Origin of the sequence: Nonomuraea solani (genome assembly GCF_900108335.1) — a bacterium.
GTDB classification, from domain to species: Bacteria; Actinomycetota; Actinomycetes; order Streptosporangiales; family Streptosporangiaceae; genus Nonomuraea; species Nonomuraea solani.
This window is the reverse complement of record NZ_FNVT01000016.1, coordinates 14,417-38,424: the sequence shown is the minus strand read 5'-3', so window position 1 is coordinate 38,424 and position 24,008 is coordinate 14,417. Positions and strand designations below refer to the sequence as shown.

The window sequence follows — 24,008 nt, the reverse complement described above, 5'->3', positions numbered from 1 at the left end:
CTCCTCGGATGATTCCTGGTACATGCTGCTGGCGAAATGCCTGACTTTTACGCATCCCGCCGGGGAACCCGAGCTTCCCGTCATTCTGCTGCTCGGACCGCCGGGCATGGGGAAGACCACCGCGCTGAGCCGGATCGCCGGCAGTGTCGTCGGGCCGGTGTCTCCTGTCGTCCACCTGCCCCTGCATCCGTCGGCCGGGGGCTCGGTGCTGGCGCTCGTGCAGCAGCTCGCGCACGATCTCGTGGTGCTGCGCAAGGTCAGGTTGCCGCGTACGGTGTTCACGCTGCTCGTTCTCAAGCTGGATCCCGCTTTGCCGGATTCGGAGATGGAAGAGCAGCTACAAAGTGTTCTTCGCGGAAACAGGGTCAATCCGCCCATAAATCTGGGCTCGCTGGGGGATATGCTGTCCTGCATTCCAGATGTGGGGCCATTTCTGAAATTTGCGGTTTCCACCACACAATTCGCGCTGCCGCTTCCCGTCGGCACCGATTTCCTCCATCGTGAGGCGAGAGGCTGGCTCACCCGGCGCCTGCCCGGTGGCAACATCGTGGATCTCGCCCGCGACCTCAGCCAACGAGGTAAGGACCGGACGGAGTTCGTGTCGAGCGTCCTCTGCGACGCCCTGCTGGAGGATCTCGCGCGTGCCTGGACCAGACGCCGCTACCCGCGCAATTGCCTGGTCCTGCTCGACGACGTCGACTTCCCGGCGGGCGACGCCCTGCTGCGGGCCCTCACCACGGCCATGACGCGGCGCGAGACCCAGGCCCCGCTGGTCGTGGTGGCCGCGTCGAAGACCTGGCCGCGGGCGGTGGCCCAGTGGACGCGTCCCGGCGTCGTCCTGCCGGACGCCAACCACCCGCTCACGGCCGGCGAGGCCACGCACGGTGCCTGGATGCGGCGGCGCGGCAGGGCGGAGCACCGCTGGTGGTGCCCGGTGCTCCTGCCGGCCGTGCCCGCCGATCCCATGTGGGGGCCGTACGCGATCGCCGCATGGGAGCTGACCAGGGGATATCCGTCCGCGACCGGCCTGCTGATCGAGCTGACCGGCAACGTGGGCGACGACGACGAGTTCCGCGGCGTCCTGTACAAGGACAACGCTCTCTACCGCCTGCTGCCCGAGCGCCTGCCGTACCGCGACCTCCTGATCGCCTGGTCGGCGGTCAGGAACGTGGACGACGCCATCGACGCCCCGTTCACCGGCCTGGCCCCGCAGTTGCGCGACGAGCTGGCTGACCGGCTGTGGCTCGTCGGCCAGAGCCTGGAGGAGAACGAGTCGGGCATCCGGCCCGCGCCGGGCAGCGGGGGCCCGCAGGTCACCGTCATCCATGACTGGTTGCGGCGGCTCCTGCTGCACCGGCTCGCCGCTGATCCGGCCCGCTGGGACGACGTACACCAGACGATGGAGCGGTTCTACCGCGAACGCGGCGAAGCCGACCTGGCCGCCGCCATGTCGCACCGGCTCGCCCGCGTGACGGGGGAAACCCCGGACGATCCCCACTTGAGAGAGGTGGTGCGGTTCCTCGGCGAGCGGTTCGAGGCGCTGGACCGCCACGACGGTGAGGACAGCCGCCTGCGGGAGTGGATCAAGCTGTACGAACGCGTGACCACGGCGCCCAATCGCCTGCCGCTGGACCGTTCCCTGGAGTTGACGCACGGCGCGCTGGCCACCGACCCCGCCGACCCCGAACGGCTCGGCCGGGACACGGTGATCCGGGCGCTGGTCGTGGCCCGCTGGTTCTGGCTCGATCCCCTGCTCGACCCCACCGGCCGGTGCGCCGAGGAGATCGCGCGCCAGTTCAGAGGGCTGGTCTCCTACTGCAAGACCGGTCGTTCGACGCTGCTAGGAGAGGCCGATAGGTATGAGCGACGTCCAGAGCGTTAGCAGCCCCCGGATCCCGCCCGACGAGCGCTACACGAGCCGTCGCCGCAGGCTCAAACTCGGGGCCGTGGCCGCGGTCGCCACGCTGTTGGCCGCCGGTGCCGTGCACTTCGCGCTGTGGGAACCCGCCCGGCTGAGCGACGCCGCCGACGCGTTCGGCGAGGAGATGAGCGGGGTGATGGGCAAGATCCAGGCCCACAACGCCGAGGTGCTGAAGAAGAATCCCACCGACTACGTGACCATCGTGGTGCTGCTGCCGCTGTCGGCTGACTGGCAGGAGGCCGGGATGAGCAAGGAGGCCATGAGGCACGCGTTGCAGGGCTCCTATCTGGCGCAGTTGTGGCACAACGAGACGCAGAGCCAGGCGTCGCACGTCAGGTTGCTCGTGGGGAGCAGCGGGCCGGACGACTGGGAGGACACCGTCAAGGACCTGCGGGCCCGGGTGGCGAGTGACCACATCGCGGCCGTCGTCGGGCTGGGCGCCAGCACCTCCACCACGTTCAACGTGGTCACGCGGTTGAGCGAGGACAAAGTCGCGATGGTCGCCGCGGTCCTCACCTCCGACAAGTTCAAGGGGCAGGCCGGGTTCGTCCGGCTGGCGCCGCTCAACAGCGATCAGGCGACGGCGGGGGCGCAGTTCGCCCTGCGGGCCGGCAAGAAGATCAAGGCGGTCATCGTCGAGGACACCAACTCCTCGCAGCACTACGCCAAGACGTTGCACGACACGTACGCGAGCGTGCTCAAGGACGCGCCGAACGTGGAGCTCATGGAGGGCAAGGCGTTCGACTCCTCGACCAGCACGGCCGGTGCCGTCATGGGGATCAACGCCGATCGGCTCTGCACCTGGGGAGCCGACTATGTCTTCTACGCGGGACGCGCCGAGCAGCTTCCCTCGCTGCTGGACGCCCTCAGCAGGGCGCACGGCTGCGTCGGGCGCGAGGTCAAGATCATCTCGGGCGACGACACCAGTGAGCTGGACAAGGGGGCCACCTGGACCGACGGCGACGGGAAGCTCCAGCTCTATTACACGGCCCTGGCTCCCAAGGAGAACGTGACGAACAGCAAGAGCGTTGTCCCGGAGGCGATCAAGAGCAGGTTCGTGGGAAACAACGAAAGAGCGTACGGGCGGCTATTCCCCGAAGAGAAGAGCATGGACGACGGTGACGCGATCATGCACCACGATGCCGTCTATGTCGCCATCAAGGCGATCGACAATCTGCTTCCCTCACGTGTGAAGGGGACGCAACTGCTACCGGAGGACGTGGCGGGGGCACTCCGCAGCGGGTCCCTGGAGTTGGGTGGCGCGAGCGGCCACATCAAGATCCTCAAGGACGGCACCACGTTGCGGCCCGAACTCCCTCTCATGCGACGCCGGCCGGACCACACCACGACGGTCGAAGACTGGGTGAGCCTGAAACCGTAGTCAGGCGAGGTTGCCCGCCATGCGGCGGAGCACGTCGACGGTCGCGTGGTAGTCCTCCGGGATCACGCCCTCGGTCATCCGCTGCCGGAACCGCTTCGGTGAGCCGCCGCCTTGGGCTATGGCGTTGAGCACCTGCCACTCCCTGCGGGATGTTGCTCGGCCGCTTCGTCGAGGCGATGTGTCAGAGCTTGGTCTGGCCCCAGACGAGCAGCATGGCGATGACGAACACGATCACCACGCCCATGTAGCCCACGGGTCCCAGGCGGAACATCCGGCGTACACGGTTGAGTCCCCAGGCGAACAGTAACGCCAGGAAGACCAGGAGGATCAGGCCGCCGTCCATGTTGTCCAGTATGCGGGCTCAGGCCGTCACCCGCGCGCCAGGAACTAGAACCCGAACGACCGCCCGATGATCTCCTTCATGATCTCGGTGGTGCCGCCGTAGATGGTCTGGACCCGGCTGTCCAGCCACGCCTTGGCGACTGGATACTCCATCATGTAGCCGTACCCGCCGTGGAGCTGGAGGCAGCGGTCGATGACCTTGGTCTGCAGTTCGGTGGTCCACCACTTGGCCTTGGCCGCGTCGACCGCCGTGAGCTGGCCGGCGTTGAGCGCGACGATGCACTTGTCGACGTAGTGGCGGGCGATGTCGGTCTCGGTGGCCAGCTCGGCGAGGACGAACCGGGTGTTCTGGAACGAGCCGATGCTCCGGCCGAAGGCCTGACGCGACTTGCAGTATTCGATGGTCTGCTCCAGCACGACCTCCGCGGCGGCGACCGCGGCCACGGCGATCGACAGGCGTTCCTGCGGCAGGTTGTGCATGAGCTGGAAGAAGCCCTCGCCGTCGTTCGGGCCGAGGCGGTTGGCGACCGGTACGCGGACGTTGTCGAAGAACAATTCGGCGGTGTCCTGCGCCTTCATGCCGACCTTCTCCAGGTTGCGCCCGCGGCCGAACCCCTCCATGCCCCGCTCCACGACGATCAGCGTCGTGCCCCTGGCGCCCGCCTCGGGGTCGGTCTTGGCCACCACGACGACCAGGTCGGCGTTGATCCCGTTCGTGATGAACGTCTTCTGCCCGCTGACCCGGTAGTGGTCGCCGTCGCGTACGGCGGTGGTCCTGATGCCCTGCAGGTCGCTGCCGGCGCCCGGCTCGCTCATGGCGATGGCGGTGATCAGCTCGCCGCTCACGAATCCGGGCAGCCAGCGCTGTTTCTGCTCGTCGTTGGTCAGTTCCACGATGTACGGGGCCATGACGTCGTTGTGCAACGAGAAACCGAGTCCGCTGGCCGCACTTCTGATGATCTCTTCGACGATCACCGCGTTGTAGCGAAAGTCGGTGATTCCCGCGCCGCCGTACTCCTCCGGCACCGAGAACCCGAACATGCCCAATTCCCCGGCCCGCTTCCAGACCTCACGCGGGACGATGCCGTCCTTCTCCCACTGGGGGTGGTTCGGCACGACCTCGCGGGTCATGAACTCGCGCACGGTCTCCCGGAAGAGCAGGTGCTCCTCGTCGAAGAGATCTCGCTGCATCAGTGCCTCCAGTCACAGAATTCCATTCTGTTACCGTCAGGTATACCCGCTTTTGCGGTGCGGCAGGAGACTGTGGACACGGCTTCATCACAAGTGCTCTGAGAGACGGCATTCCGTATGTGTTGCGCGTGGTTTGGCCCTTAAGATCTACCCTCGGTCTATTTGTGGGTGATCGGAGTCTCCCGTGAGTCGGTGGCGCAACGCGTTGATCGCCGCATCGGTTGGGTCTGTGGCGACCTTAGGTCTAGTGGTGTTGCCCAACGTACCCGCGTCGGCCGCGCCGGCCGATCTCGTCATCGACTACTCGTGCGTCGCCGTGGGCCCCAGCCCCATCGTGCGACATGGCGGCTCGGTCAGGCTGACCACCAACCTCACGTTCGCCACGGACCTCACGGTCGGCGACCCGCTCAACTTCACCTGGAAGATGAGCTACACCGGGGACGGCAGCCGCCTGCAGTCGCCGGGCTACTTCGGCCCGGGCGGCCAGGTGCACGCCACCGGCAACGTCCAGCTCAGCAAGGACTGGGTGGGCATTCTCCAGCCCAGGGGCAGCGCCGAGCAGGAGGACGCGCTGCGTCCCGACGACGAGCTCTCCCTGCCGCCGATCATGAACGACCCCGGCCTGACCAACAAGGCCGGCACCGTCAAGATCACACCCAAGGACATCGAGCTCGACTTCACCCCGCCGGACGGCGACGTCCTCGTCAACGACGGTGACGACACCGACAATCCGAGCGACATGCAGATCGTGTACGGCCCCGGCTGGACGGAGCTGAACGACCGGCCGGGCTCCGAGAACCACGTGCACAACGACCTGCACCAGAGCAACGTGCCCGGCTCCTCTGCCGAGCTGACCTTCGTCGGCACCGGCGTGACGTACATCGGGCCGACGGACAAGGACTCCGGTCCGGTCGACATCTTCATCGACGATGTCAAGCGGGCCACGATCGACCCCTCGCGCGACGCCGACGACGACCCCGTCAACGACGACCTCGACGGCGGTCAGGACCTGTGGACGTCGCCGAACCTGACGTACGGCAAGCACAAGATCAAGATCGTGAACGCCGCGGCCGACGGGACCAAGTTCACCTGGCTGGACGCGTTCGAGGTGTCGACCACCACGGCGCAGACGCCGACCGGATACCACAGCGCGAAGTGCAGCCCGGTGGCCACTCCGGTGTCGATCGAAGTGACGGTCCGGCCGAAGTCGGGTCCCACGGACACGAACTCACCCGACCCGAGCGACACTCCCACGAACGACCCGGACCCGGACCCGGATCCCGATCCCGACCCTGACGACCACACCACGCCCCCCGCCGCCGGCACTGTGACCGACAGCCTGGGCCGCGTGATCGTGGTGCCCCAGGCGACCGGTACGGGCACGTCCACGCCGAAGTCCACCGGGCCGACCGCGACGAAGTACTACAGGGCGCAGATCGGCAAGACGCCCAAGGGCGGTGTGGACAGTGGTGAGGCGCCGGAGGTCGAGCGGCCGTACGGACTGATGGCCACCGGTATGGCGGTGGTGCTGGGGAGCGCGGGCAGCGGGCTGCTGCTGCGCCGGCGCAGGGCCGAGCACGCGGGAGGAGCGCAGTGATGGCCGAGCAGAAGACACCGATGCAGAGGGCGCTGCCCGGGCTGCTGGTCGCCGGGTCACTCGGCGGTGTCGGCCTGGTCATGGTGAGCCTGCTCTCGCTGGCGCCCCCGGTCCAGGACGGGTCGACGCCGCTCGCGGCGGCCAAGGACCAGCCGACCAAGGTGGAGGTGTCGAACGCGGGCGCGTTCGTCCTCCCGGCGACGGTCGGGCCAGGTGGCAAGAACGCACCTCTGACCCCGGCTCGCCTGGACGCGCCCCCGCCGCTGGCGGCCCTGCCGGTCGTCGCGCCGATCCCCGCACCGAAGACCCGGGCCGCCAAGGTCAAGGCCAGGCCCAGTCGTATCAAGATCCCCAAGATCAAGGTGAACGCGCCGGTCGGGGCGGTCACGGTGAACATCAAGGGCAAGCTGGGCACCCCGCCGCTGAGCAAGCCCAACCAGGTGGGCTGGTACCGGTTCTCGCCGGTGCCGGGGGAGGCCGGGCCGTCGATCATCAACGGCCACGTCGCCACCCGCAAGGGCCCCGCCGTCTTCGACCGGCTGCGCGAACTTGCCAAGGGCGACCACATCTACGTGTATCGGTCGGACGGAAAGGTCACCCGGTACACGGTGAGTGGGATCGAGCAGGCCAGCAAGACGTCGTTCCCGACCAACCGCGTGTACGGGAACACGAACGATGCCCAGCTCAGGCTCATCACTTGTGGCGGGGTCTACAACAAGACCGCGCATAGTTACACGGACAACATCGTCGTGTACGCAACGCTGTCAAAGAAGAAGGGCTGACCCGGTAAGCTGTGGCCGATTTGGCGGTTTACGGGAAGTTGACAGGGACAGTTCGTAGGATCTCAACCTAACCGTGACCAACGGCTGGAATTCTGGCACGACTGTTGACACTGCTTTGAAACGGAGATGGACCCGTGCTTATGTCCCAGGCGTGGCGCCGCCTCGCCCATAAGACGTCCGCGTTGGGACTGATGGGTGCGCTTGTCGTCTCCGTTTGTTCGCTCTTCATAGTCGCGACGCCAACAGCGGCTCTGGCGGCCGTGACCAAGCAATACAGCTACACGTGTGCCACTGGTGGGCCGTTCACGTTCACCGCCGCCACCCCGATCACAGTCAGCCTCAGCACACCCGACACGGTGACGGCTGGCCAGACCTTCGATCTGACGGTGAGCATCCCGGCGCTGACGCTGGCCGCATCGCCAACGGTGGCCGGCAAGGTGAGCGCCACCTTGGCCCTGACGCCAACGAATGCCACCGTGAACGACGCGACCACGGCAAAGGAGGGAGCGACGGTCACGATCAACCAGACCGCCGTCCCCGCTGGCAGCGTCGTCTACAAGGTCGCAGTCACCGCTGGCATGACGGGCAACGTCACCCTGAAGCCCGCCGACCTGAAGCTGGGCCTGACCACTGGCGCGACCACCACGACAACGTGCACCACGCCTACCACCGCCGAGGCTCTGAGCGTCCCGATCGGTACGGGCGGTGGTGGCACCGACAACGAGATCATCACCTACGACTGTGACCTCGTTCCCACCGTCACCACCAACACCGACTACCCGGCCGACGTGGACATCAAGGTCGTTCTGACGCCCCCGACCACCGCCTCGGCCAACGCCGACGCCGAGGTCAAGTGGGCCGGCACCATCCAGACCACCGGCGATCCACTGTCGCTGCCCACGAACTTCCCCGCCAGCTCCAAGATCTTCGCCACCATCAAGGCGAGCGGTGCCGGAGCGCCCGCCACCGCGACCGGTGAGGCGACGCTCACCGGCGCCACGGCCGGGTCGGACCTGGCGACGCTCCCCAGCGTCACCATCAAGGTCAAGCCCACCAGCACCGGCACCGTGACGCTGACCCCGGGCGACATCGCCTTCGGGACGTCGGCCTCCTCGCCCGCGATCAAGTGCGTGGCGCCCACCAGCACGACCGGGCTGAAGACGTACACCTTCACGGTCGGTAACGCCAGCACGACCCCCACCCCGACCCCCACTCCCACTCCCACGACCACCAGCCCTCGCCCCACCAGGACCAGCACCGCCACGGTGACGGTCACGCCGAAGGTGCAGAAGTCCAAGACCCCCAAGGCGGGTGCGGACACCGGTGCCGGTGGTGAGATGGGGCCGGACGGCAGGTTGTTCATCCTGACGGGCGCCGGTCTGATCGCGGCCGCGGCCGTGGGCGGGCTGGTCATGCGGCGACGTTCGATCAAGGGCTGAGCGAAATGTCGGGCTACTACCCCTACGGTGGCGCCGCGCCCACTCCGCCGCCGCCTCCTGAGGAGAAGGGCAGCGCCGCTCTCAGGACCGTGCTGATCGTGGCCGCCCTCGCCGGCGTCGCGACCGTCGTGGCCGGGATGCTGATCGTGCTCAACTCGCCCGCCGAGTACGGCCTGGAGAGCAACAGGGACGCCCTGGCCCTGCAGTCGCAGCCCACGGGCAAGCCCGAGCAGGCGCTGTTCCAGGCGGGCCCGGACGTGCCGCCGCCGCTGCCGCAGATCGTCCCGGCGCCGGCGATGCTGCCGTCCACGCCGGTCCGGCTCGTGATCAAGCGCCTGGGCATCAACGCGCCGATCAAGTCCGTCGGCCTGGCCAAGGACGGCTCGATCGAGGTGCCTCCGTCGAACAACGCCAACCTGGCCGGGTGGTACCGGAACATGTCCACCCCGGGTGAGGCCGGCCCCGCCGTGGTGCTCGGGCACAAGGACACCAGGACGAGCCCGGCGGTGTTCAGCAAGCTGCCGCAGCTCAAGAACGGCGACACCATCGAGGTCCAGCGCCAGGACAAGACCACCGCGGTCTTCACCGTCGGCGGCGTGGAGCAGGCCAACAAGAAGACGTTCCCGACCGAGCGCGTGTACGGGGGCCGGGAGAACGCCCAGCTCCACCTCATCACCTGCGGTGGCATCTACAACCGCATCACCGGGCATTACACGGACAACGTCATCGTCTACGCGACGATGACGAGCTCTTATCGAAGCTGAGAAGCTGAGCGCGGAGGCTGGCATGGGCTGGATGGCGAAGCGGAGACTGCGGACTGGCCCCACGGCGGCCCTTCCGGCCAAACCAGACCCGGACGAACTGCTACGGATCATCCGGCTGGCCGACCCGAGCGCCCACAAGGACGGCGACGACATCGTGGCCACCGACGTGCGCGTGTGCGCCCCGGTCGAGGCCGACCCGGAGTTGACCGGTGGCGAACTGGAGAAGGTGTGGGCGGTGCGGGTGACCGCCGAGGGGCCGCTGCCACTGGACTACTTCGACCGTTTTCTGGCCGAGGGGCTGGCCTTCCGGCTCAAGGGGCTGTCGGTGTGCCGGGGCGAGGTGAGCGATCCGGCCGACGAGGCCGAGAGCGGCCCGGCGGTGATTCTGCCGGTACGCCCCACGGCCGAGGAGCTGGCGCCGCTGCTGGAGGAGCACGAAGACGACTTCACCTTCGTCTCCGGCGACATCAAGGCCGTGCTGGTGCCGCAGAAGGGCCAGCCTCCGGCCGTACAGGAACTGCTGCCCTTCGCCACCGAGCTGACCGCGATCGAGCTGCGCGGCGACGAGCCGGCCAAGCTCGGCGCGCTCGCCCTGGAGCTGTCCGAGGCGCTCAACGGCCTCGTGGTGGACCGGTGGCGGTTCCGGGTCGACGCGGCGGAGGACCTCGTTCCGCCGGCCTGAAGGCGGGCACAGCCCCGAACGTCATTCTGTTGTACTCTGCCCCTAGTAACCGAATAATGCTCGGTTTCCAGGAGGCACTGTGGCAGAGGCGTACATCGTCGGGGCGGTCCGCACCCCGGTCGGCAAGAAGAAGGGCGGCCTTTCCACCGTCCACCCCACTGACCTGGCCGCTCACACGCTGAAGGCGCTGATCGACCGCACCGGCGTCGACCCGGCGGCGGTCGAGGACGTCATCATGGGGTGCGTCATGCAGTTCGGCCCCCAGAGCATGGACATTGCGAGGAACGCCTGGTTGTCGGCGGGCCTGCCCGAGACCACCGCCGGCGTCACGATCGACCGGCAGTGCGGCTCGTCGCAGCAGTCGATCCACTTCGCCGCGCAGGGCGTCCTGTCGGGCACCCAGGACCTGGTCGTGGCGGCCGGCGTCGAGTCCATGAGCGTCGTGCCCATGGGCTCGTCCATCACGGCCGCGCTGGAGAAGGGCATGCCGTTCCCGTTCGGCGACAAGTGGGTCGAGCGCTACGGCAAGCAGGAGATCTCCCAGTTCCGCGGCGCGGAGCTGATGTGCGAGAAGTGGGGCTACACGCGCGAGGTGCTGGAGCAGTTCGCGTTCGAGTCCCACCAGCGGGCCGCCAAGGCCATCGCCAACGGTCACTTCAAGGACCAGATCGAGCCCATCAACGGCGTCGAGGACGACGAGGGCCCCCGGGCCGACACGACGCTGGAGAAGATGGCCGGGCTGAAGACCCTGAAGGAGGGCGGGCAGATCACCGCCGCGACCTCCTCGCAGATCTCCGACGGCTCCGGCGCGGTGCTCATCGCCTCCGAGCAGGCCGTGCGCGAGCACGGGCTGACCCCGCGCGCCCGGATCCACCAGCTCGCGCTCATGGGCGACGACCCGGTCTACATGCTGACCGCCCCGATCCCCGCCACGCAGCGGGCGCTGAAGAAGGCCGGCATGTCGATCGGCGACATCGACGTGGTCGAGATCAACGAGGCGTTCGCCCCGGTGCCGCTGGCCTGGATGAAGGAGCTCGACGCCGACCCCGCCCGGGTCAACCCCAACGGCGGCGCCATCGCGCTCGGTCACCCGCTCGGCGGCACGGGCGCGATCCTGATGACCAAGCTGCTGCACGAGCTGGAGCGCACCGGCGGCCGCTATGGCCTGCAGACGATGTGCGAGGGCGGCGGCCAGGCCAACGTCACCATCATCGAACGGCTCTGAAAAGGGTGGAGCGCCGCCTCCCAGGCGTAACGGGGGAGGCGGCGCTCGCTAACTACCATCCTGGTAGTTGTCTAGCGGCCCTTGGGCGGGATGCGCCGGGGCGGCGCGATCGGGCGCTGCGGCATTTTGGGCATCGGCCGCACCACGGGCAGTTGCGGGGGGTTTTTCCTGCCTGAGCGAACTCGCATAAGGAAGCTCCTTTACGTAACTCACGACGCGGCTCGAAACGAAGGCCGGTCGACAAGCTCAGTTGCCGCGTCTGGGGAACGGGGGCTGACTGGGCGAATTACTGGTAAAGGCGCATGTCCATGAAGGTATGAGGTTCGTGGGACTCCGTGCAACCGAATTTACGGCAGCCGGTCCGGGACCGTTTTGTGCACCTGCTGGAACACCACCGACGTGCGGAACCCGACGATCTCCTTGCGTTTGCTCAACCGGTCGAGCAGGAACGCGTGCAGGTGGTCGAGGTCGCGCACACCCACGTGCAGCAGGAAGTCGTCCCCGCCGGCCAGGACGAACACGCTGAGCACCTCGGGCATCTCGGCGGCCGACGACTTGAACGCGTTGATCACCGCCCGGCTGAGCGGCCGTACCTGGACCGAGATCATGGCCTGCACGGAGCGGTTGAGCGCGGCCGGATCGATGTCGGCGTGATAGCCGCGGATCACGCCCCTGCGGGTCAGCGCCCTGACCCGCTCCAGACAGGTCGAGGGCGCGATGCCGAGCTGACGGGCCAGCTCCCTGTTGGACTGCCGCGCATCCGTTTGGAGCAACCGTACGATCGCCGAATCAAGTTCGTCCATGACCACAGGTTGGCATGGCATTCCGGTCATACGTTCGCCAGCAGACCCCTATGTCCGAATAGGGGAAGTAAGTTCGGCCCCATGACTGGACGAATGGGTGCTGGACAGGGAACGGCGTTGCTGGTGGGCGCGGTGCTGGGGCCGGGGATGCTGGTGCTGCCCCATCTGGCCGCCGCCGCGGCGGGGCCGGCCTCCGTGCTCGCCTGGGCGGGGCTGCTCGCATTGAGCGTGCCCGTCGCGCTGACCTTCGCCGCGCTCGGGGCCCGGTACCCCGACGGCGGGGGCGTGGCCGGCTTCGTCGGGCTCGCGTTCGGCAGGCACGCCTCCGCCGTGGCCGGATGGTGGTTCTACGGCGCGGTCCCCCTCGGCACCGTTGCGGGGGCGCTGGTCGGCGGCCGGTACGTCGAAGCCTGCCTGGGCGTGGACGGCACCCTGGCCGCCTGCCTGATCCTGCTGGCCGCGTTCGGCGCCAACGCGGCGGGCCTGCGCACCTCGGGACGGCTGCAGATCGGCCTCGTCGCCCTGCTCGTCGCACTCCTGGCCACCGCCGTGATCACCGCCGCCCCGCACGCCGACGCCGCCAACTTCACCCCCTTCGCCCCGTACGGCGCGGGCGGCGTGGTGGCGGCGGCCGGGGTGCTCATGTTCGCGTTCGTCGGCTGGGAGGCCGCCAGCCACCTGTCGGCCGAGTTCGCCGACCGGCGCGGCCTGATCAGGGCCACCGTGGTGACCCTCGTCGTGGTCGCGCTCCTGTACGTCGGCGTCTCCGTCACCTCCGTCGGCGTGCTCGGCGCGGACATGACCGGCGTGCCGCTCACCGCCATGCTGGAGATCGGCCTCGGCTCGGCGGCGCGGCCGGTCACCGGGGTGGTGGCGGTGCTGCTGACGTTCGGCGCGGTCAACACCTACCTGGCCGGGGCGGCGCGGCTGGGGGCGGCCCTGGCCAGGGACGGCGCGCTGCCGGGCTGGTTCGCCAGGGGCGGGGCGCCGGGTGAGACGCCGTACCGGAGCCTGGGATTGCAGGCCGTTTTCAGCGTGCCTGTGCTGATCTGGGCGGTTGATCTGGACGTGTTGATGCGGGCGACCTCCGCGTGCCTGGCGGCGGTCACCGTGGCGGGGGTGGCGGCGGCGGTGCGGATGTTGCCGGCCGGGCGCCACCGGATCACGGCCGTCGTGGGGACCGGCATGTCGGTCGTCGCGCTGGCGTTCTGCGGCGTTTACCTGGTGGTGCCCGCCGCGCTCGCTCTCGTGGCACTGGCCGTGCTGAAGGTCCATGCTCGCCGTTCATACAAAATCGGGCTATAAACGGCGCAGGGCGCCGTCAGGCGGGCAGTACTCCAAGCACAGGACGGCGCAACGTTCGGAGGTGCTGATGACCGAGCACGCCAAGTACGCGGAGTCCAGGGAGGTCGGCGAGCAGGCCCGCGAGCAGGAATGGACGCGGCCCAGCTTCGCCAAGCAACTGTTCCTGGGCGACTTCCGGCTGGATCTGGTGCATCCGGCGCCCGCTCTGTCCGACGAGGCGACCAAGCGCGGGGAGGACTTCGTCAGGGCGCTGCGGCGCTATCTCGACGCGCACGTCGATCCCGCCCTCATCGAGCGCACCGCGCAGGTGCCCGACGACGTGGTCAAGGGCCTGGCGGGGCTCGGGGCGTTCGGCATCACGATCAGCCAGGAGTACGGCGGCCTCGGGCTGCCCTACCTGTATTACTGCCGCGCTCTCATCCTCGTCGGCTCGTACTGCCCGGCCCTGGCCACCCTCCTGTCGGCGCACCAGTCGATCGGTGTGCCGCAGCCGATCAAGCTGTTCGGCACCGAGGAGCAGAAGCGCGAGTTCCTGCCCAGATGCGCGGTGGGCGAGATCTCGGCGTTCCTGCTGACCGAGCCCGACGTCGGCTCCGACCCCGCGCGGCTGGGCACCACGGCGGTCCGCGACGGCGACGAGTACGTGCTCGACGGCGTCAAGCTGTGGACGACCAACGGCGTCGTCGCCGACCTGCTGGTCGTCATGGCCAGGACCGGCAAGAAGATCAGCGCGTTCGTGGTCGAGGCCGACACGCCCGGCATCACGGTCAAGCGGCGCAACACGTTCATGGGCCTGCGCGGCATCGAGAACGGCGTCACCGAGTTCTCCCAGGTCAGAGTGCCCGCCCGCAACCTCATCGGCAAGGAGGGCCAGGGGCTGCGGATCGCGCTCACCACGCTGAACACCGGCCGCCTGTCCCTGCCGGCCACCTGCGCGGGCAACGCCAAGTGGGCCGTCAAGATCGCCCGGGAGTGGGGCAACGAGCGCGTGCAGTGGGGCCGCAAGGTCGGCAAGCACGAGGCCGTGGCCACGAAGATCGCCTTCATCGCGGCCACCGCGTACGCGATCGAGGCCGTCTGCGAGCTGACCGGCCGGCTGGCCGACGACCAGCGCAACGACATCAGGATCGAGGCGGCGCTGGCCAAGCTGTTCGCCTCCGAGCTGTCGTACCAGGCGCTCGACGAACTGGTCCAGGTCAGGGGCGGGCGCGGCTACGAGACCGCCGAGTCGCTGGCCGCCAGGGGCGAGCGCGGCGTGCCCGCCGAGCAGATGCTGCGCGACTCCCGCATCAACCGCATCTTCGAGGGCTCCTCCGAGATCATGCGCCTGATGATCACCAGGGAGGCGGTGGACGCGCACCTGTCGGCCGCCGGCGAGCTGATCAACCCCGAGGCCAGCCGTCAGGAGCGCACGCAGGCGCTGCGCCGGGCCAGCCGCTTCTACGCCCGGTGGCTGCCCACGCTGGTGGCCGGGACCGGGAACCTGCCGACCGCGTACGCCGACTTCGGGCCGCTGGCCGCGCACCTGCGGTTCGTGGAGCGGACCAGCAGGAAGCTGGCCCGGTCCACCTTCTACGGCATGTCACGGTGGCAGGGCAGGCTGGAGCACAAGCAGTCGTTCCTGGGCCGGATCGTCGACATCGGGGCGGAGCTGTTCGCGATGACCGCCGTCTGCGTCAAGGCCGAGGAGGACTCCAAGGACCTGGGACGTCGGCCGTTCGAGCTGGCGGACTCCTTCTGCCAGCAGGCGAGGCGGCGCGTGGACGCGCTGTTCGACCGCCTCTGGGACAACAGCGACGGCAGTGACGTGCGACTGGCCGCGTACGTGCTGGAAGGCCGGTACGCCTTCGTCGAGGAGGGCATCCTCGACCCGTCCATCGAGGGGCCGTGGATCGGCACGCCGGAGGGCGGGGAGAGCGTGCGGAGAAAAATACTCTGACATCCGGTCTAGACCGGTTGTGCGCTCAATTGGGGTCGAGTGTTGCAAAACCGAGACGAGCCGGTATAGACCGGCTGCTTAACTCGGGCTTACGCTGGCGCAAACACAGGCGAGCCTTGGCTCGCGTGCCTCAATCCCCCAGGGCGGGGTCCGTTGGCTGGTACGGACCAGCTTCACCCGCCCGACGCGAAGGCGGTATCTCCAGTGAACATGAAGCTTGTGAGCGGCGCCGCTCTCGGCCTGGCCACGATGCTGGTCCTGTCCAGTTGTGGCTCCGGCGGTTCTGGCGGCGGTGGCGGCACCCAGGCGTCCGAAGGCGGCGCGGTCACCCTGAACATGGTCGCCGCCGACTACGGCGACGGCCCCGGCAAGCCGAACTCGGGAGAGACGTTCTGGAAGGGCGTCGTGGACGAGTTCCAGGCGGCCAACCCGAACATCAAGGTCAAGGTCCAGGTCATCAACTGGAACGACATTGACAAGCAGGTCGCCACCATGGTCCAGAACGGCCAGGTGCCCGACATCCTGCAGACCGGCGACTACTCCGGCTTCGTCGCGGACAAGCTGCTCTACAAGGTGGACGAGGTCCTGTCCCCGAACGTCTCCGGCGACATGCTGCAGAAGTTCGCCGACTTCGGGAAGGTCGACGGGACCGCGTACGGCATCCCGTTCGTCTCCTCCGCCCGCGCGCTGTTCTACAACAAGGACCTGTTCGAGAAGGCCGGCATCGCCGAGCCGCCGAAATCGTGGGACGAGCTCAAGGCCGCCGCCGAGAAGCTCAAGAAGGCCGGCGTGACGCAGCCGTTCGGCCTGCCGCTCGGCCAGGAGGAGGCCCAAGCCGAGTCGTTCCTGTGGATGCTGGGCAACGGCGGCACCTACAAGGACGCGGCCGGCAAGTGGGCGATCAACTCGCCGCAGAACGTCGAGACGTTCACGTACATGAAGGGCCTGGTCGACGCCGGCCTGACCACCCCGAACCCGGGCACCAAGGACCGTAAGACGGTCTGGGAGGACTTCGGCGCGGGCAAGGTCGGCATGGTCAACGGCGGCCCCATGTCGATCCCGATCTTCGACGCGGCCGGCCTGAAGAACTACGGCGTCGTGCCGATCCCCGGCAAGGCCGGCCCGCTCGACACCACGCTCGGCGTCATGGACTGGATCATGGCGTTCAACAAGAACGGCCACGCCGCCGAGATCAAGAAGTTCTTCGACTTCTTCTACACCGGCAGCGCCGCGCAGAAGATCTCCGACACCTACAAGCTGCTGCCCGTCACCAACGGCGGCATCCAGAAGCTGTCGAGCGACGAGAAGCTCAAGCCGTTCCTCGACGCGCTGCCCAACGCCAGCTTCTACCCGTTCCAGGACCCGAAGTGGGCCGAGGTGAACCCCGCCATCAAGCAGACCATCGGCGGGGCCGTCAAGGACGACCCGGCCAAGGTCCTCGGTGAGCTGCAGAAGACCGCCGAAGCGGCCGGCTGATCCATCGGGGGCCCGTACGGCCGGCACCCGGGTGCCGGCCGTACCGTCCTGGAAAGGTGTCTGATGAAAAGCGTGCAAAGGCGGGGCCTGCGCGCCCTTGAGCCTCTCGCCTGGGTCGGGCCCGCCGTGGTGCTGATCGTGCTGGTCGTGCTCTGGCCCGTGGTCGAGATGATCAGGTCGTCGTTCCTGGAGATCAGCCGGCTGGGCGTGGAGCGCGGTTACAACGGGTTCGCGAACTTCGAGAAGCTGTTCGCCGAGAAGGACTTCGCCGACATCATGCTCCGCAGCGTGATCTGGGTGATCGCGGTCGTCGTGCTCACCGTGCTGATCTCGCTCGCCCTCGCCCAGCTCTTCAACCAGCGCTTCCCGCTGCGCAAGGTGGCCCGGTGGGCGCTGATCGCGCCGTGGGCCGCGTCCGTCCTCATGACGGCGATCATCTTCAAGTGGATGCTCGACCCCGAGGTCGGCGTGATCAACCAGATCCGGTTGAAGCTCGGGCTGATCGACGCGATGGGCGGGGCCGCCGCCGACCAGCTCGGCGACGCCGCCACCGCCATGCCGTGGCTGGTGTTCGTCGCGGTGTTCGTGTCGGTGCCGTTCACCACGTACGCGCTGCTGGCCGGCCTCGCGACCATCCCCGCCGACGTGTACGAGGCCGCCAAGATGGACGGGGCCGGGCGACTGCGGACGTACTGGTCGATCACGCTGCCGCTGCTGCGCCCCGCGCTCACCGTGGCCGCCCTGATCAACGTCATGAACGTCTTCAACAGCTTCCCCATCATCTGGGCGATGACCCACGGCCAGCCGGGCTACTCGACGGCCACCTCGACGATCCTCATGTACATCCTCAAGGGCTCCGACATCGGTGAATCGGCCGCCATGTCCGTCGTCAACTTCGGCATGGTGATCGTGCTGACCGTGATCTTCCTCAGAGTGTCCCGGTGGAACAAGGAGGTCGCGTGATGGCCGTCAAGACGGTGCCGCCGCGGGCCAGGCCCCACCACCACGCCCGCGCGGGCAGGCCGCCGTCGCGCGCCCTGCCCAAGATCAAGACGGTCGTGGTCGCGGCCAGCGCGTACCTGATCTCGTTCCTCTTCCTGTTCCCGTACGTGGTGATGCTGCTCACCTCGCTGCGCTCCCAGGACTCGCTGCGCGACGTGTCGTTCTGGCCGCAGGAGTGGGTGTGGTCGAACCTGACCGACTTCTGGGGCAGCGGCCTGGCCGGGAACCTGTGGGTGACGATCAAGGTGGCGGCGGGCTCGACGGTGCTCGTGCTGCTGGTCGCGCTGCCCGCGGCGTACTACTCGGCGCGGCACCAGTTCAGGGGGCGCACCGCGTTCCTGATCCTGGTGCTGATCACCCAGATGTTCCAGCCCACGGCCATGGTGGTCGGCATCTACCGCGAGTTCTTCATGTTCGGGCTGGTGGACTCGATCTGGGCGCTGATCCTGGTCAACGGCGGGTTCAACCTGGCGTTCGCGGTGTGGATCCTGAACGCCTACTTCTCCTCGATCCCGCGCGAGCTGGAGGAGGCCGCCTTCATCGACGGGAACGGGCGCTTCGGCGCGCTGTTCCGGATCACGCTGCCGCTGGCCATGCCCGGCGTCATCACCGCGCTGATCTTCACCTTCATCGCCGCGTGGAACGAGTTCGTGGTCGCGCTGACGCTGACCACGACGACCGAGAACCAGCCGCTCCCGGTGGCGCTCAACTCGTTCATCGGGCAGTACCAGGTGGACTGGCAGAACCTGTTCGCCGGTTCCGTGATCGCCACCATCCCGGTGATCATTCTCTTCGCCCTGATCGAGCGGAAGGTGGTCGGCGGCCTGACCGCCGGCTCCATCAAGTAGGCCGCCGGGCCGCCATGGTGGCGGCCCGGCGCGCTACTCACTTCTGGGGCACCCTGGCCACGCAGAACACCGTCTGGCCGAACGGCGCGCGCACGAAACGCTCGATGAACCTGGTCGTCGGTACGACCGTGCGGTCGTAGATCTTGACCAGCCGCGGGTCAGGGTAGCCCACGCCGCCCCGGCGCACGGCCAGCCACCACGCGATGCCGCCGAGGAAGTTGATCGGCTTGAGCACGTCGATGTCGAGCCCGGCCTTGGCGACCGTGGCGCGCAGCGTCTTGGGCGTGTAGCGCTGGACGTGGCCGACCTTGCGGTCGAAGTCTCCGTAGAGCTGCATGTAGCCGGGCACCCAGATGATGATCCGGCCGCCGGGCTGCGTGACGGCCGCCAGCGAGCGCAGGGCCCCGGCGTCGTCCTCGATGTGCTCCAGGACGTTCATCATGACGACGGTGTCGACCTTGTCCTCGAGCGGGATGTCGGTCGGCAGGCCGAACTGCAGGACGCTGATGTCGTCGCGGTCGGCGAAGCGCTTGTCGAGCTGCTCGACGCAGTAGGGGTCGAAGTCGCTGACAACGAGGCGGTCGAGTCGCGGCATGAACTGTTCGGCGAAGTGGCCGAGCCCGGAACCGATCTCCAGCATCGACCGGCCGACATGCGGGGCGACCATGTCGAACTCGTACTGCCGATAGTTCTTGGCCTCGTCCCCACCTAGGTGGTTCTCCAGGGCCTCGTCACCGGCCGCCGGTTGGACTACACGGTCATACCCAGACATAATCCCGTTCCTTCAAGGGTTCATGGATTGCCCGAGTCTAATGCCCTGGTGGGCGGTGAGGTTCACCCGATCGGTGAAACACCCTTCCCCAGGCGGCCTCCGATGCGGTGGAATCTGACTCGCCATGGACGACGACGAGGCGATCGCCCGCTCGCTCGAAGGTGACCTAGCGGCCTATGAGGTGCTGGTCGCCCGCTACAGCGCGCTCGCCCACCGTACCGCCGCCATGCTGGGGGCGGGCGACGAGGCCGAGGACGTGGTGCAGGAGGCTTTCGTCAAGGCGTTCCGCCATTTGCCGGGCTTCCGGCGCGAGTCGCCGTTCCGTCCGTGGCTGCTGCGCATCGTGGCCAACGAGACCCACAACCTGACCCGGTCGCGGGGGCGCAGGTCCGAGCTGACTCTGCGGCTAGGGGCGACCGCGGAGACGCGGGCACCGGACGATCCCGAAGGCGCGGCCGTGGCCACCGACCGGCGGGCGCGGTTGCTGGCGGCGGTACGCGGGCTGCCCGAGCGGGAACGTCAGGCCGTCGTCTGCCGGTACTTCTTACAACTGACGGAAGCGGAGACGGCCCAGGTGCTCGACTGGCCGGTCGGCACCGTCAAGTCGAGCACCCATCGGGGGCTGGCCCGGTTGAGGGAGGAGGTGGGCAATGAGCTCGCATGAGCCTTACGACGACCTTGAGACCGAACTCCTGGCCCTGGGCGACCTCCTCGACGTGCCCGCCCCACCTCCGGCCGACGTCGCCGCCACGGTCCGCGCCCGCCTCACCACAGACCCGATTCCGGAGGAATCCCCTGATCCGGCGCACGGGCCGATCACCGGTCCCGTGCGGCCGCACGCCCGGCCGCCGCGCCGGCGCACCAGGTGGGTGGTCACCGCCGCCGTGGCCGCGGTCGTCATCGCCGTCACGGCCGCCACCCCGCAGGGCCGGGCCGTGGTCGAGCGGATCCTGCGGTTCGCCGGGATCGAGCTGCGGATCGGCGACACCCCGCCCCCACCGGTCACGACCACCGCGCCGCTGCCGGGGGAGCGCACCGTCGCCACGCCCGGCCAGGTCCGGTTCCAGGTCAAGACGCCCAAGGCGCTCGGGCCGCCGCAGCGGGTGACCGTCGCCGACGACGGCGGGGTGGTGTCGATGTTCTGGCCGGGCGGCGTCAGGTTCGACCAGTTCGACGGCGCCCTGGACCCGTTCTTCTTCAAGAAGCTGGGCCCGCCCGGGCCCGACTACGTGGACGTGGGCCCGTACGACGCCTGGTGGATCCCCGGCGAGCACCCCCTGGGCTACATCAGGCGGGAAGACGGCACCGCGGTCCCCCTGCGCCAGGCCGCCGCCACCCTCATCTGGGCGCAGGACACGATCAACTACCGCCTGGAGGGGGTCAAGACCAAGGAGGAGGCCATCAGGGCCGCCACGTCACTGCAGTGAGCCGGCCAGCCAGTCGTCCACGCCCTTGAGCAGCTCCTTGCGCAGCGATTCGGGGGCCGCCGACGACCGTACGGACTGACGGGCCAGCTCGGCCACCTCCGGGTCGCTGAATCCGTACACGTCTCTGGCCAGCTCGTACTGGCGCAGCAGCCGCGTGCCGAACAGCAGCGGGTCGTCGGAGCCCAGCGCGATCGGCACCCCCGCGTCGAACAACCGCCGCACCGGCACGTCGGCCGCGTCCTCGGCCACCCCCAGGCCCACGTTCGACGTGGGGCACACCTCGCAGCAGATCTGCCGATCGGCCAGCCGCCCCATCAGCCACTCGTCCTCCGCCGCGCGCACCCCGTGCCCCACCCGGTCGGCCCCCAGGTCGTCGACGCACTGCGCCACGCTGCGCGGCCCCATCAGCTCGCCGCCGTGCGGCGTGGCCAGCAGCCCGCCGCGCTTGGCGATCCTGAACGCCCGCTCGAACTCCCTGGCCGCGCCCCGCCGCTCGTCGTTCGACAGCCCGAACCCCACCACGCCCCTGCCGGCGTACTGGGTGGCGAGCCTGGCCAGCGTGTTCGCGTCGAGCGGATGCCGAGTCCTGTTGGCCGCCACGATCACCGCGATCCCGATCCCCGCGTGCCTGGCGGCGCGCTCCACCGCGTCCAGCACCAGTTCGAGCGTGGCCGTGAGCCCGCCGAAGCGCTGCGCGTAGCCCGAGGGGTCGACCTGGATCTCCAGCCACCGCGATCCGGCCGCCGCCTCGTCCTCGGCCGTCTCGCGCAGCAGCCGGTAGACGTGATCAGGCCGGGTCAGCACGGACCTGGCGATGTCGTAGAGGCGCTGGAACCTGAACCAGCCGCGCTCGTCGGTGGCCCGCAGCCTGGGCGGCCAGTCCTGCTCCAGCGCGTCGGGCAGGTGCAGCCCTTGCTCCCTGGCGAGCTCGATCAGCGTCGCGTGCCGCATCGAACCGGTGAAGTGCAGGTGAAGATGGGCCTTGGGAAGCGCGTGCAGGGGCCGTGGCATCTGCATATCTTGCCACTCAACCTTGCGCCGGGTTCGCGCGTTGAGGAGGGCGAAAGGGGACCCTCGCTCATGACAGATGACGACGAAGCGGCGTTCGACGAGTTCATCGCCGCGCGGAGCACCTCACTGCTGCGCACCGCGATCCTGGTCTGCGGAGCGGCCAGGCACGACGCCGAGGACCTGGTCCAGCACGCGCTGGAGAAGGTCTACCGGAACTGGGCGCGCATCAGGCACGACAACCCCGAGGCGTACGCGAAGAAGGTCGTCGTCAACGCGGCGATCAGCAAGGCGCGGCGGCACAAGGTCGTGCGGGAGATCATGTTCGCCCGGCCGCCGGAGACCGAGGCCGGCTCTCCCGACCTCGACCTGCGCGACACGCTCATGGGAGAGCTGCGCCGGCTGCCGCCCAAGATGCGGGCCGTGCTCGTCCTGCGCTACTGGGAGGACCAGTCCGAATCGTCCACCGCCGCCCTGCTCGGCTGCTCGGTCGGGACCGTGAAGAGCCAGGCGGCACGGGGGCTCGCCAGGATCCGCGCCAACCTCAATGTCGCAAAGGAAGTGACCACATGACGATCGAGGACGACCTCGCCGACGCCATGAAGGCGCACGTCGCCGGGGTGCAGGCCGCGCCGGACCTGGGGCGGGCCGTACGCCGCCGGCACCGGGCCCACGTGCTCCGCTTCCGTACGGGCGGCGCCGCGCTCCTCACGGCCGCCGTGGCGGTGGCCGTACCGGTGGCGTGGAACTCCTCCGACCCCACGAGACCCCCGGCCGCCACCGGCGTCGTCATGCGCGACGAGGTGATCGTGCCCGACGTGACCGCCAAGCGCGCCACCGACGCGGTACGCATCCTGAGCGAGGCCGGTCTCGTGACCGAGGTGGCCAGCGACGCACAGGACCAGGTGGTGCAGGCGCAGCGGCCGGCCGCCGGTGAGCGGGTAGCCGCCGGCGGCCCCGTCGAGCTCGACCTGTTTCCCGTCTCGCCGAAACCTCAGGACCTCGGCGACCTGGGAGACGGGCGCGAGTTCGGCGGCATCCGCCTCGGCTACGTGCCCGAGGGGCTCGTCTGGGGCAAGTGGTCGAGCAAGGACAAGTTCGGCAAGAACAGCTACAGCACGACCTTCGACAAGCCGGGCTCCGAGTTCGGGCCCTACGGGATCCAGGTGTTCGTGATCCACGGCAAGAACCCGGAATCCACCCTCGGGGTCCCCGAGCAGGGGTCCGAGGCCGTGGACGTCGGCGGCAGGCAGGCGCGTCTGGCGACCGTCACCGACGGCGGCGAGATCGTTCCCGACGGCACCGAGGGGGGCACGCTCACGATCTCCTGGCAGCTCCGCGACGACCTGTTCGTCGAGGTGTGCCTCAGCCCCGACCTCGCCGACGAGGTCGACGGAAAGGCCGAGCTGAAGAGGATCGCCGAAGGCGTCAGCGCCACCGAATAGCCGTACGGTACGGCCGGGGCGGATCGGGGGATCAACGATGCATGATCCCCGAGGGACAGGAAATCGGGCACGGACTGCGTGCGGTGCTCGCGGCACTGGCGCTCGGGGCCGCCGGCCTGATCATCTACCTGATCTTCTCCTCGGGCTTCGGCCGCCCTCCGCACGCCGCCATGCGGACCCCCGCCCCGGCCCCGGCCCCCGCCATCACGCGGCCCGCCGCTCCTGTCAGGCCGGTGGCCGCCGCGGCGGCCGTTCCCCGCCCTCCTGAGAGTGTCATCGCGGTGATCTCCGGCGACTTCTGGCTCACCTACCTGCCCAGGGGGCTCGTACGCACCGGCGGGGGCGCCCTGCGCGACGGCGCCGAGGGCGGCTGGGCCAGGTTCGGCTCGGCGGGCGGATTCGTCGAAGTCCGGGTCGAGCACGGTAGCGTGGCCGCCGACTGGGACGGCTACCGCAAGCGGATCACCGTGCTGAGCCCCCGCCCCACCACCGTCCGCGGCAAACCCGCCGTGGCCGGCCGGCACCCCGGCGGCGGCCGGGTGATCGTCTGGCTGGAGCGGCCGGGCACGGGCGCGTGGATTCGGGTGGGCGATTCGCTCGGCAGGGAACTGCTCGCTATTGCCGCCTCCGTCAAGGCTCCTGTAGGAGACTAGGAGGCC

24 protein-coding genes are annotated in these 24,008 nt (G+C 68.8%); 18 read left to right on the top strand and 6 right to left on the bottom strand.

The features are described 5' to 3' along the window. Positions 1–22 precede the first annotated feature (22 nt). Together C4V41_RS41285 and C4V41_RS41280 are read left to right on the top strand one after the other, a co-directional pair. Positions 23–1,882: a hypothetical protein gene (locus tag C4V41_RS41285; RefSeq protein ID WP_103961477.1), complete on the top strand. Its 1,860-nt coding sequence runs from the start codon at positions 23–25 to the stop codon at positions 1,880–1,882. Beyond that, positions 1,860–3,302: a type 1 periplasmic-binding domain-containing protein gene (locus C4V41_RS41280; protein ID WP_146103973.1), complete on the top strand. Its 1,443-nt coding sequence runs from the start codon at positions 1,860–1,862 to the stop codon at positions 3,300–3,302. Before C4V41_RS41285 ends, C4V41_RS41280 begins: the two co-directional genes overlap by 23 nt. On the opposite strand, the gene C4V41_RS65555 is transcribed toward C4V41_RS41280, so the two are convergent. The 3 genes from C4V41_RS65555 to C4V41_RS41275 are packed head-to-tail and all read right to left on the bottom strand — an operon-like array spanning position 3,303 to position 4,835. After that, the gene (locus tag C4V41_RS65555) at positions 3,303–3,434 is read right to left on the bottom strand and encodes a hypothetical protein (RefSeq protein ID WP_268808786.1); all 132 of its coding nucleotides are present in this window, start codon (positions 3,432–3,434) and stop codon (positions 3,303–3,305) included. It abuts the gene before it with no gap. A gap of 49 nt (positions 3,435–3,483) precedes the next feature. Continuing rightward, positions 3,484–3,645 carry a hypothetical protein gene (locus C4V41_RS63360; protein ID WP_200824575.1) on the bottom strand — a complete coding sequence of 54 codons (162 nt, stop codon included), beginning with the start codon at positions 3,643–3,645 and terminating at the stop codon, positions 3,484–3,486. A gap of 44 nt (positions 3,646–3,689) precedes the next feature. Continuing rightward, positions 3,690–4,835: an acyl-CoA dehydrogenase family protein gene (locus C4V41_RS41275; RefSeq protein WP_103961475.1), complete on the bottom strand. Its 1,146-nt coding sequence runs from the start codon at positions 4,833–4,835 to the stop codon at positions 3,690–3,692. A 250-nt stretch (positions 4,836–5,085) separates the two neighbouring features. Between C4V41_RS41275 and C4V41_RS41270 the strand changes: the two genes are divergently transcribed. The 6 genes from C4V41_RS41270 to C4V41_RS41240 all read left to right on the top strand — a co-directional run bounded on the left by C4V41_RS41270 (position 5,086) and on the right by C4V41_RS41240 (position 11,324). Then, positions 5,086–6,432 (top strand): hypothetical protein, encoded by a 1,347-nt coding sequence (locus C4V41_RS41270; RefSeq protein ID WP_146103972.1) that lies wholly within the window; start codon positions 5,086–5,088, stop codon positions 6,430–6,432. Next, positions 6,432–7,214, top strand: coding sequence for a class F sortase (locus tag C4V41_RS41265; protein ID WP_103961473.1), 783 nt, complete (start codon positions 6,432–6,434; stop codon positions 7,212–7,214). The genes C4V41_RS41270 and C4V41_RS41265 overlap by 1 nt, the downstream gene beginning before the upstream one ends. Positions 7,215–7,474: 260 nt before the next feature. Beyond that, on the top strand, positions 7,475–8,653 hold the full coding sequence (locus C4V41_RS41255) for a hypothetical protein (RefSeq protein WP_146103971.1): 1,179 nt from the start codon (positions 7,475–7,477) through the stop codon (positions 8,651–8,653). 5 nt (positions 8,654–8,658) lie between these two features. Continuing rightward, positions 8,659–9,417 (top strand): class F sortase, encoded by a 759-nt coding sequence (locus C4V41_RS41250; RefSeq protein ID WP_103961470.1) that lies wholly within the window; start codon positions 8,659–8,661, stop codon positions 9,415–9,417. A 31-nt stretch (positions 9,418–9,448) separates the two neighbouring features. Beyond that, entirely contained in the window at positions 9,449–10,099 is a 651-nt protein-coding gene (locus C4V41_RS41245) for a hypothetical protein (protein WP_146103970.1), read from the top strand. A 79-nt stretch (positions 10,100–10,178) separates the two neighbouring features. Continuing rightward, positions 10,179–11,324, top strand: coding sequence for an acetyl-CoA C-acetyltransferase (locus C4V41_RS41240; protein WP_103961468.1), 1,146 nt, complete (start codon positions 10,179–10,181; stop codon positions 11,322–11,324). Positions 11,325–11,671: 347 nt separating this feature from the next. Here C4V41_RS41240 and C4V41_RS41235 read toward each other — a convergent pair whose 3' ends face one another. Beyond that, positions 11,672–12,127, bottom strand: coding sequence for an Lrp/AsnC family transcriptional regulator (locus tag C4V41_RS41235; protein WP_103961467.1), 456 nt, complete (start codon positions 12,125–12,127; stop codon positions 11,672–11,674). A gap of 81 nt (positions 12,128–12,208) precedes the next feature. Between C4V41_RS41235 and C4V41_RS41230 the strand changes: the two genes are divergently transcribed. From C4V41_RS41230 to C4V41_RS41210, 5 genes are all read left to right on the top strand, one after another. Beyond that, the gene (locus C4V41_RS41230) at positions 12,209–13,432 is read left to right on the top strand and encodes an APC family permease (RefSeq protein WP_103961466.1); all 1,224 of its coding nucleotides are present in this window, start codon (positions 12,209–12,211) and stop codon (positions 13,430–13,432) included. Between the two features lie 67 nt (positions 13,433–13,499). Next, entirely contained in the window at positions 13,500–15,371 is a 1,872-nt protein-coding gene (locus C4V41_RS41225) for an acyl-CoA dehydrogenase family protein (RefSeq protein WP_103961703.1), read from the top strand. 210 nt (positions 15,372–15,581) lie between these two features. After that, on the top strand, positions 15,582–16,847 hold the full coding sequence (locus C4V41_RS41220; RefSeq protein WP_103961465.1) for an extracellular solute-binding protein: 1,266 nt from the start codon (positions 15,582–15,584) through the stop codon (positions 16,845–16,847). 63 nt (positions 16,848–16,910) lie between these two features. Further along, positions 16,911–17,810 (top strand): carbohydrate ABC transporter permease, encoded by a 900-nt coding sequence (locus tag C4V41_RS41215; RefSeq protein WP_103961464.1) that lies wholly within the window; start codon positions 16,911–16,913, stop codon positions 17,808–17,810. Then, a complete protein-coding gene (locus tag C4V41_RS41210) occupies positions 17,810–18,697 on the top strand; it encodes a carbohydrate ABC transporter permease (protein ID WP_235030703.1) in 888 nt (295 codons plus the stop codon). Before C4V41_RS41215 ends, C4V41_RS41210 begins: the two co-directional genes overlap by 1 nt. A gap of 37 nt (positions 18,698–18,734) precedes the next feature. On the opposite strand, the gene C4V41_RS41205 is transcribed toward C4V41_RS41210, so the two are convergent. Continuing rightward, positions 18,735–19,469, bottom strand: a complete 735-nt coding sequence (locus C4V41_RS41205; RefSeq protein ID WP_103961463.1) for a class I SAM-dependent methyltransferase — start codon at positions 19,467–19,469, stop codon at positions 18,735–18,737. Positions 19,470–19,593: 124 nt separating this feature from the next. Here C4V41_RS41205 and C4V41_RS41200 point away from each other — a divergent pair, with 124 nt between their 5' ends. Beyond that, complete coding sequence (locus C4V41_RS41200) at positions 19,594–20,133, top strand: RNA polymerase sigma factor (protein ID WP_103961462.1); 540 nt, start codon at positions 19,594–19,596, stop codon at positions 20,131–20,133. Beyond that, positions 20,120–20,896, top strand: a complete 777-nt coding sequence (locus C4V41_RS41195) for a hypothetical protein (protein WP_103961461.1) — start codon at positions 20,120–20,122, stop codon at positions 20,894–20,896. Before C4V41_RS41200 ends, C4V41_RS41195 begins: the two co-directional genes overlap by 14 nt. On the opposite strand, the gene C4V41_RS41190 is transcribed toward C4V41_RS41195, so the two are convergent. Then, positions 20,885–21,907, bottom strand: coding sequence for an adenosine deaminase (locus C4V41_RS41190; protein ID WP_103961701.1), 1,023 nt, complete (start codon positions 21,905–21,907; stop codon positions 20,885–20,887). The genes C4V41_RS41195 and C4V41_RS41190 overlap by 12 nt on opposite strands. Positions 21,908–21,976: 69 nt before the next feature. Here C4V41_RS41190 and C4V41_RS41185 point away from each other — a divergent pair, with 69 nt between their 5' ends. From C4V41_RS41185 to C4V41_RS41175, 3 genes are read left to right on the top strand one after another with little or no spacing between them, the layout of a single operon-like run. Continuing rightward, positions 21,977–22,477: a SigE family RNA polymerase sigma factor gene (locus tag C4V41_RS41185; protein ID WP_103961460.1), complete on the top strand. Its 501-nt coding sequence runs from the start codon at positions 21,977–21,979 to the stop codon at positions 22,475–22,477. Next, the gene (locus C4V41_RS41180; protein WP_103961459.1) at positions 22,474–23,349 is read left to right on the top strand and encodes a PASTA domain-containing protein; all 876 of its coding nucleotides are present in this window, start codon (positions 22,474–22,476) and stop codon (positions 23,347–23,349) included. The genes C4V41_RS41185 and C4V41_RS41180 overlap by 4 nt, the downstream gene beginning before the upstream one ends. A gap of 41 nt (positions 23,350–23,390) precedes the next feature. After that, positions 23,391–24,002 (top strand): hypothetical protein, encoded by a 612-nt coding sequence (locus tag C4V41_RS41175; RefSeq protein WP_103961458.1) that lies wholly within the window; start codon positions 23,391–23,393, stop codon positions 24,000–24,002. The last annotated feature ends 6 nt before the right edge of the window (positions 24,003–24,008 follow it).

Bases quoted from the DNA above. Each gene is read 5' to 3' on its own strand.
- C4V41_RS41285 (WP_103961477.1), top strand. From the start codon at position 23: ATGCTGCTGGCGAAATGCCTGACTTTTACGCATCCCGCCGGGGAACCC.
- C4V41_RS41280 (WP_146103973.1), top strand. From the start codon at position 1,860: ATGAGCGACGTCCAGAGCGTTAGCAGCCCCCGGATCCCGCCCGACGAG.
- C4V41_RS63360 (WP_200824575.1), bottom strand. From the start codon at position 3,645: ATGGACGGCGGCCTGATCCTCCTGGTCTTCCTGGCGTTACTGTTCGCC.
- C4V41_RS41275 (WP_103961475.1), bottom strand. From the start codon at position 4,835: ATGCAGCGAGATCTCTTCGACGAGGAGCACCTGCTCTTCCGGGAGACC.
- C4V41_RS41265 (WP_103961473.1), top strand. From the start codon at position 6,432: ATGGCCGAGCAGAAGACACCGATGCAGAGGGCGCTGCCCGGGCTGCTG.
- C4V41_RS41250 (WP_103961470.1), top strand. From the start codon at position 8,659: ATGTCGGGCTACTACCCCTACGGTGGCGCCGCGCCCACTCCGCCGCCG.
- C4V41_RS41245 (WP_146103970.1), top strand. From the start codon at position 9,449: ATGGCGAAGCGGAGACTGCGGACTGGCCCCACGGCGGCCCTTCCGGCC.
- C4V41_RS41235 (WP_103961467.1), bottom strand. From the start codon at position 12,127: ATGGACGAACTTGATTCGGCGATCGTACGGTTGCTCCAAACGGATGCG.
- C4V41_RS41230 (WP_103961466.1), top strand. From the start codon at position 12,209: ATGACTGGACGAATGGGTGCTGGACAGGGAACGGCGTTGCTGGTGGGC.
- C4V41_RS41225 (WP_103961703.1), top strand. From the start codon at position 13,500: ATGACCGAGCACGCCAAGTACGCGGAGTCCAGGGAGGTCGGCGAGCAG.
- C4V41_RS41220 (WP_103961465.1), top strand. From the start codon at position 15,582: ATGAAGCTTGTGAGCGGCGCCGCTCTCGGCCTGGCCACGATGCTGGTC.
- C4V41_RS41215 (WP_103961464.1), top strand. From the start codon at position 16,911: ATGAAAAGCGTGCAAAGGCGGGGCCTGCGCGCCCTTGAGCCTCTCGCC.
- C4V41_RS41210 (WP_235030703.1), top strand. From the start codon at position 17,810: ATGGCCGTCAAGACGGTGCCGCCGCGGGCCAGGCCCCACCACCACGCC.
- C4V41_RS41205 (WP_103961463.1), bottom strand. From the start codon at position 19,469: ATGTCTGGGTATGACCGTGTAGTCCAACCGGCGGCCGGTGACGAGGCC.
- C4V41_RS41200 (WP_103961462.1), top strand. From the start codon at position 19,594: ATGGACGACGACGAGGCGATCGCCCGCTCGCTCGAAGGTGACCTAGCG.
- C4V41_RS41195 (WP_103961461.1), top strand. From the start codon at position 20,120: ATGAGCTCGCATGAGCCTTACGACGACCTTGAGACCGAACTCCTGGCC.
- C4V41_RS41190 (WP_103961701.1), bottom strand. From the start codon at position 21,907: ATGCCACGGCCCCTGCACGCGCTTCCCAAGGCCCATCTTCACCTGCAC.
- C4V41_RS41185 (WP_103961460.1), top strand. From the start codon at position 21,977: ATGACAGATGACGACGAAGCGGCGTTCGACGAGTTCATCGCCGCGCGG.
- C4V41_RS41180 (WP_103961459.1), top strand. From the start codon at position 22,474: ATGACGATCGAGGACGACCTCGCCGACGCCATGAAGGCGCACGTCGCC.
- C4V41_RS41175 (WP_103961458.1), top strand. From the start codon at position 23,391: ATGATCCCCGAGGGACAGGAAATCGGGCACGGACTGCGTGCGGTGCTC.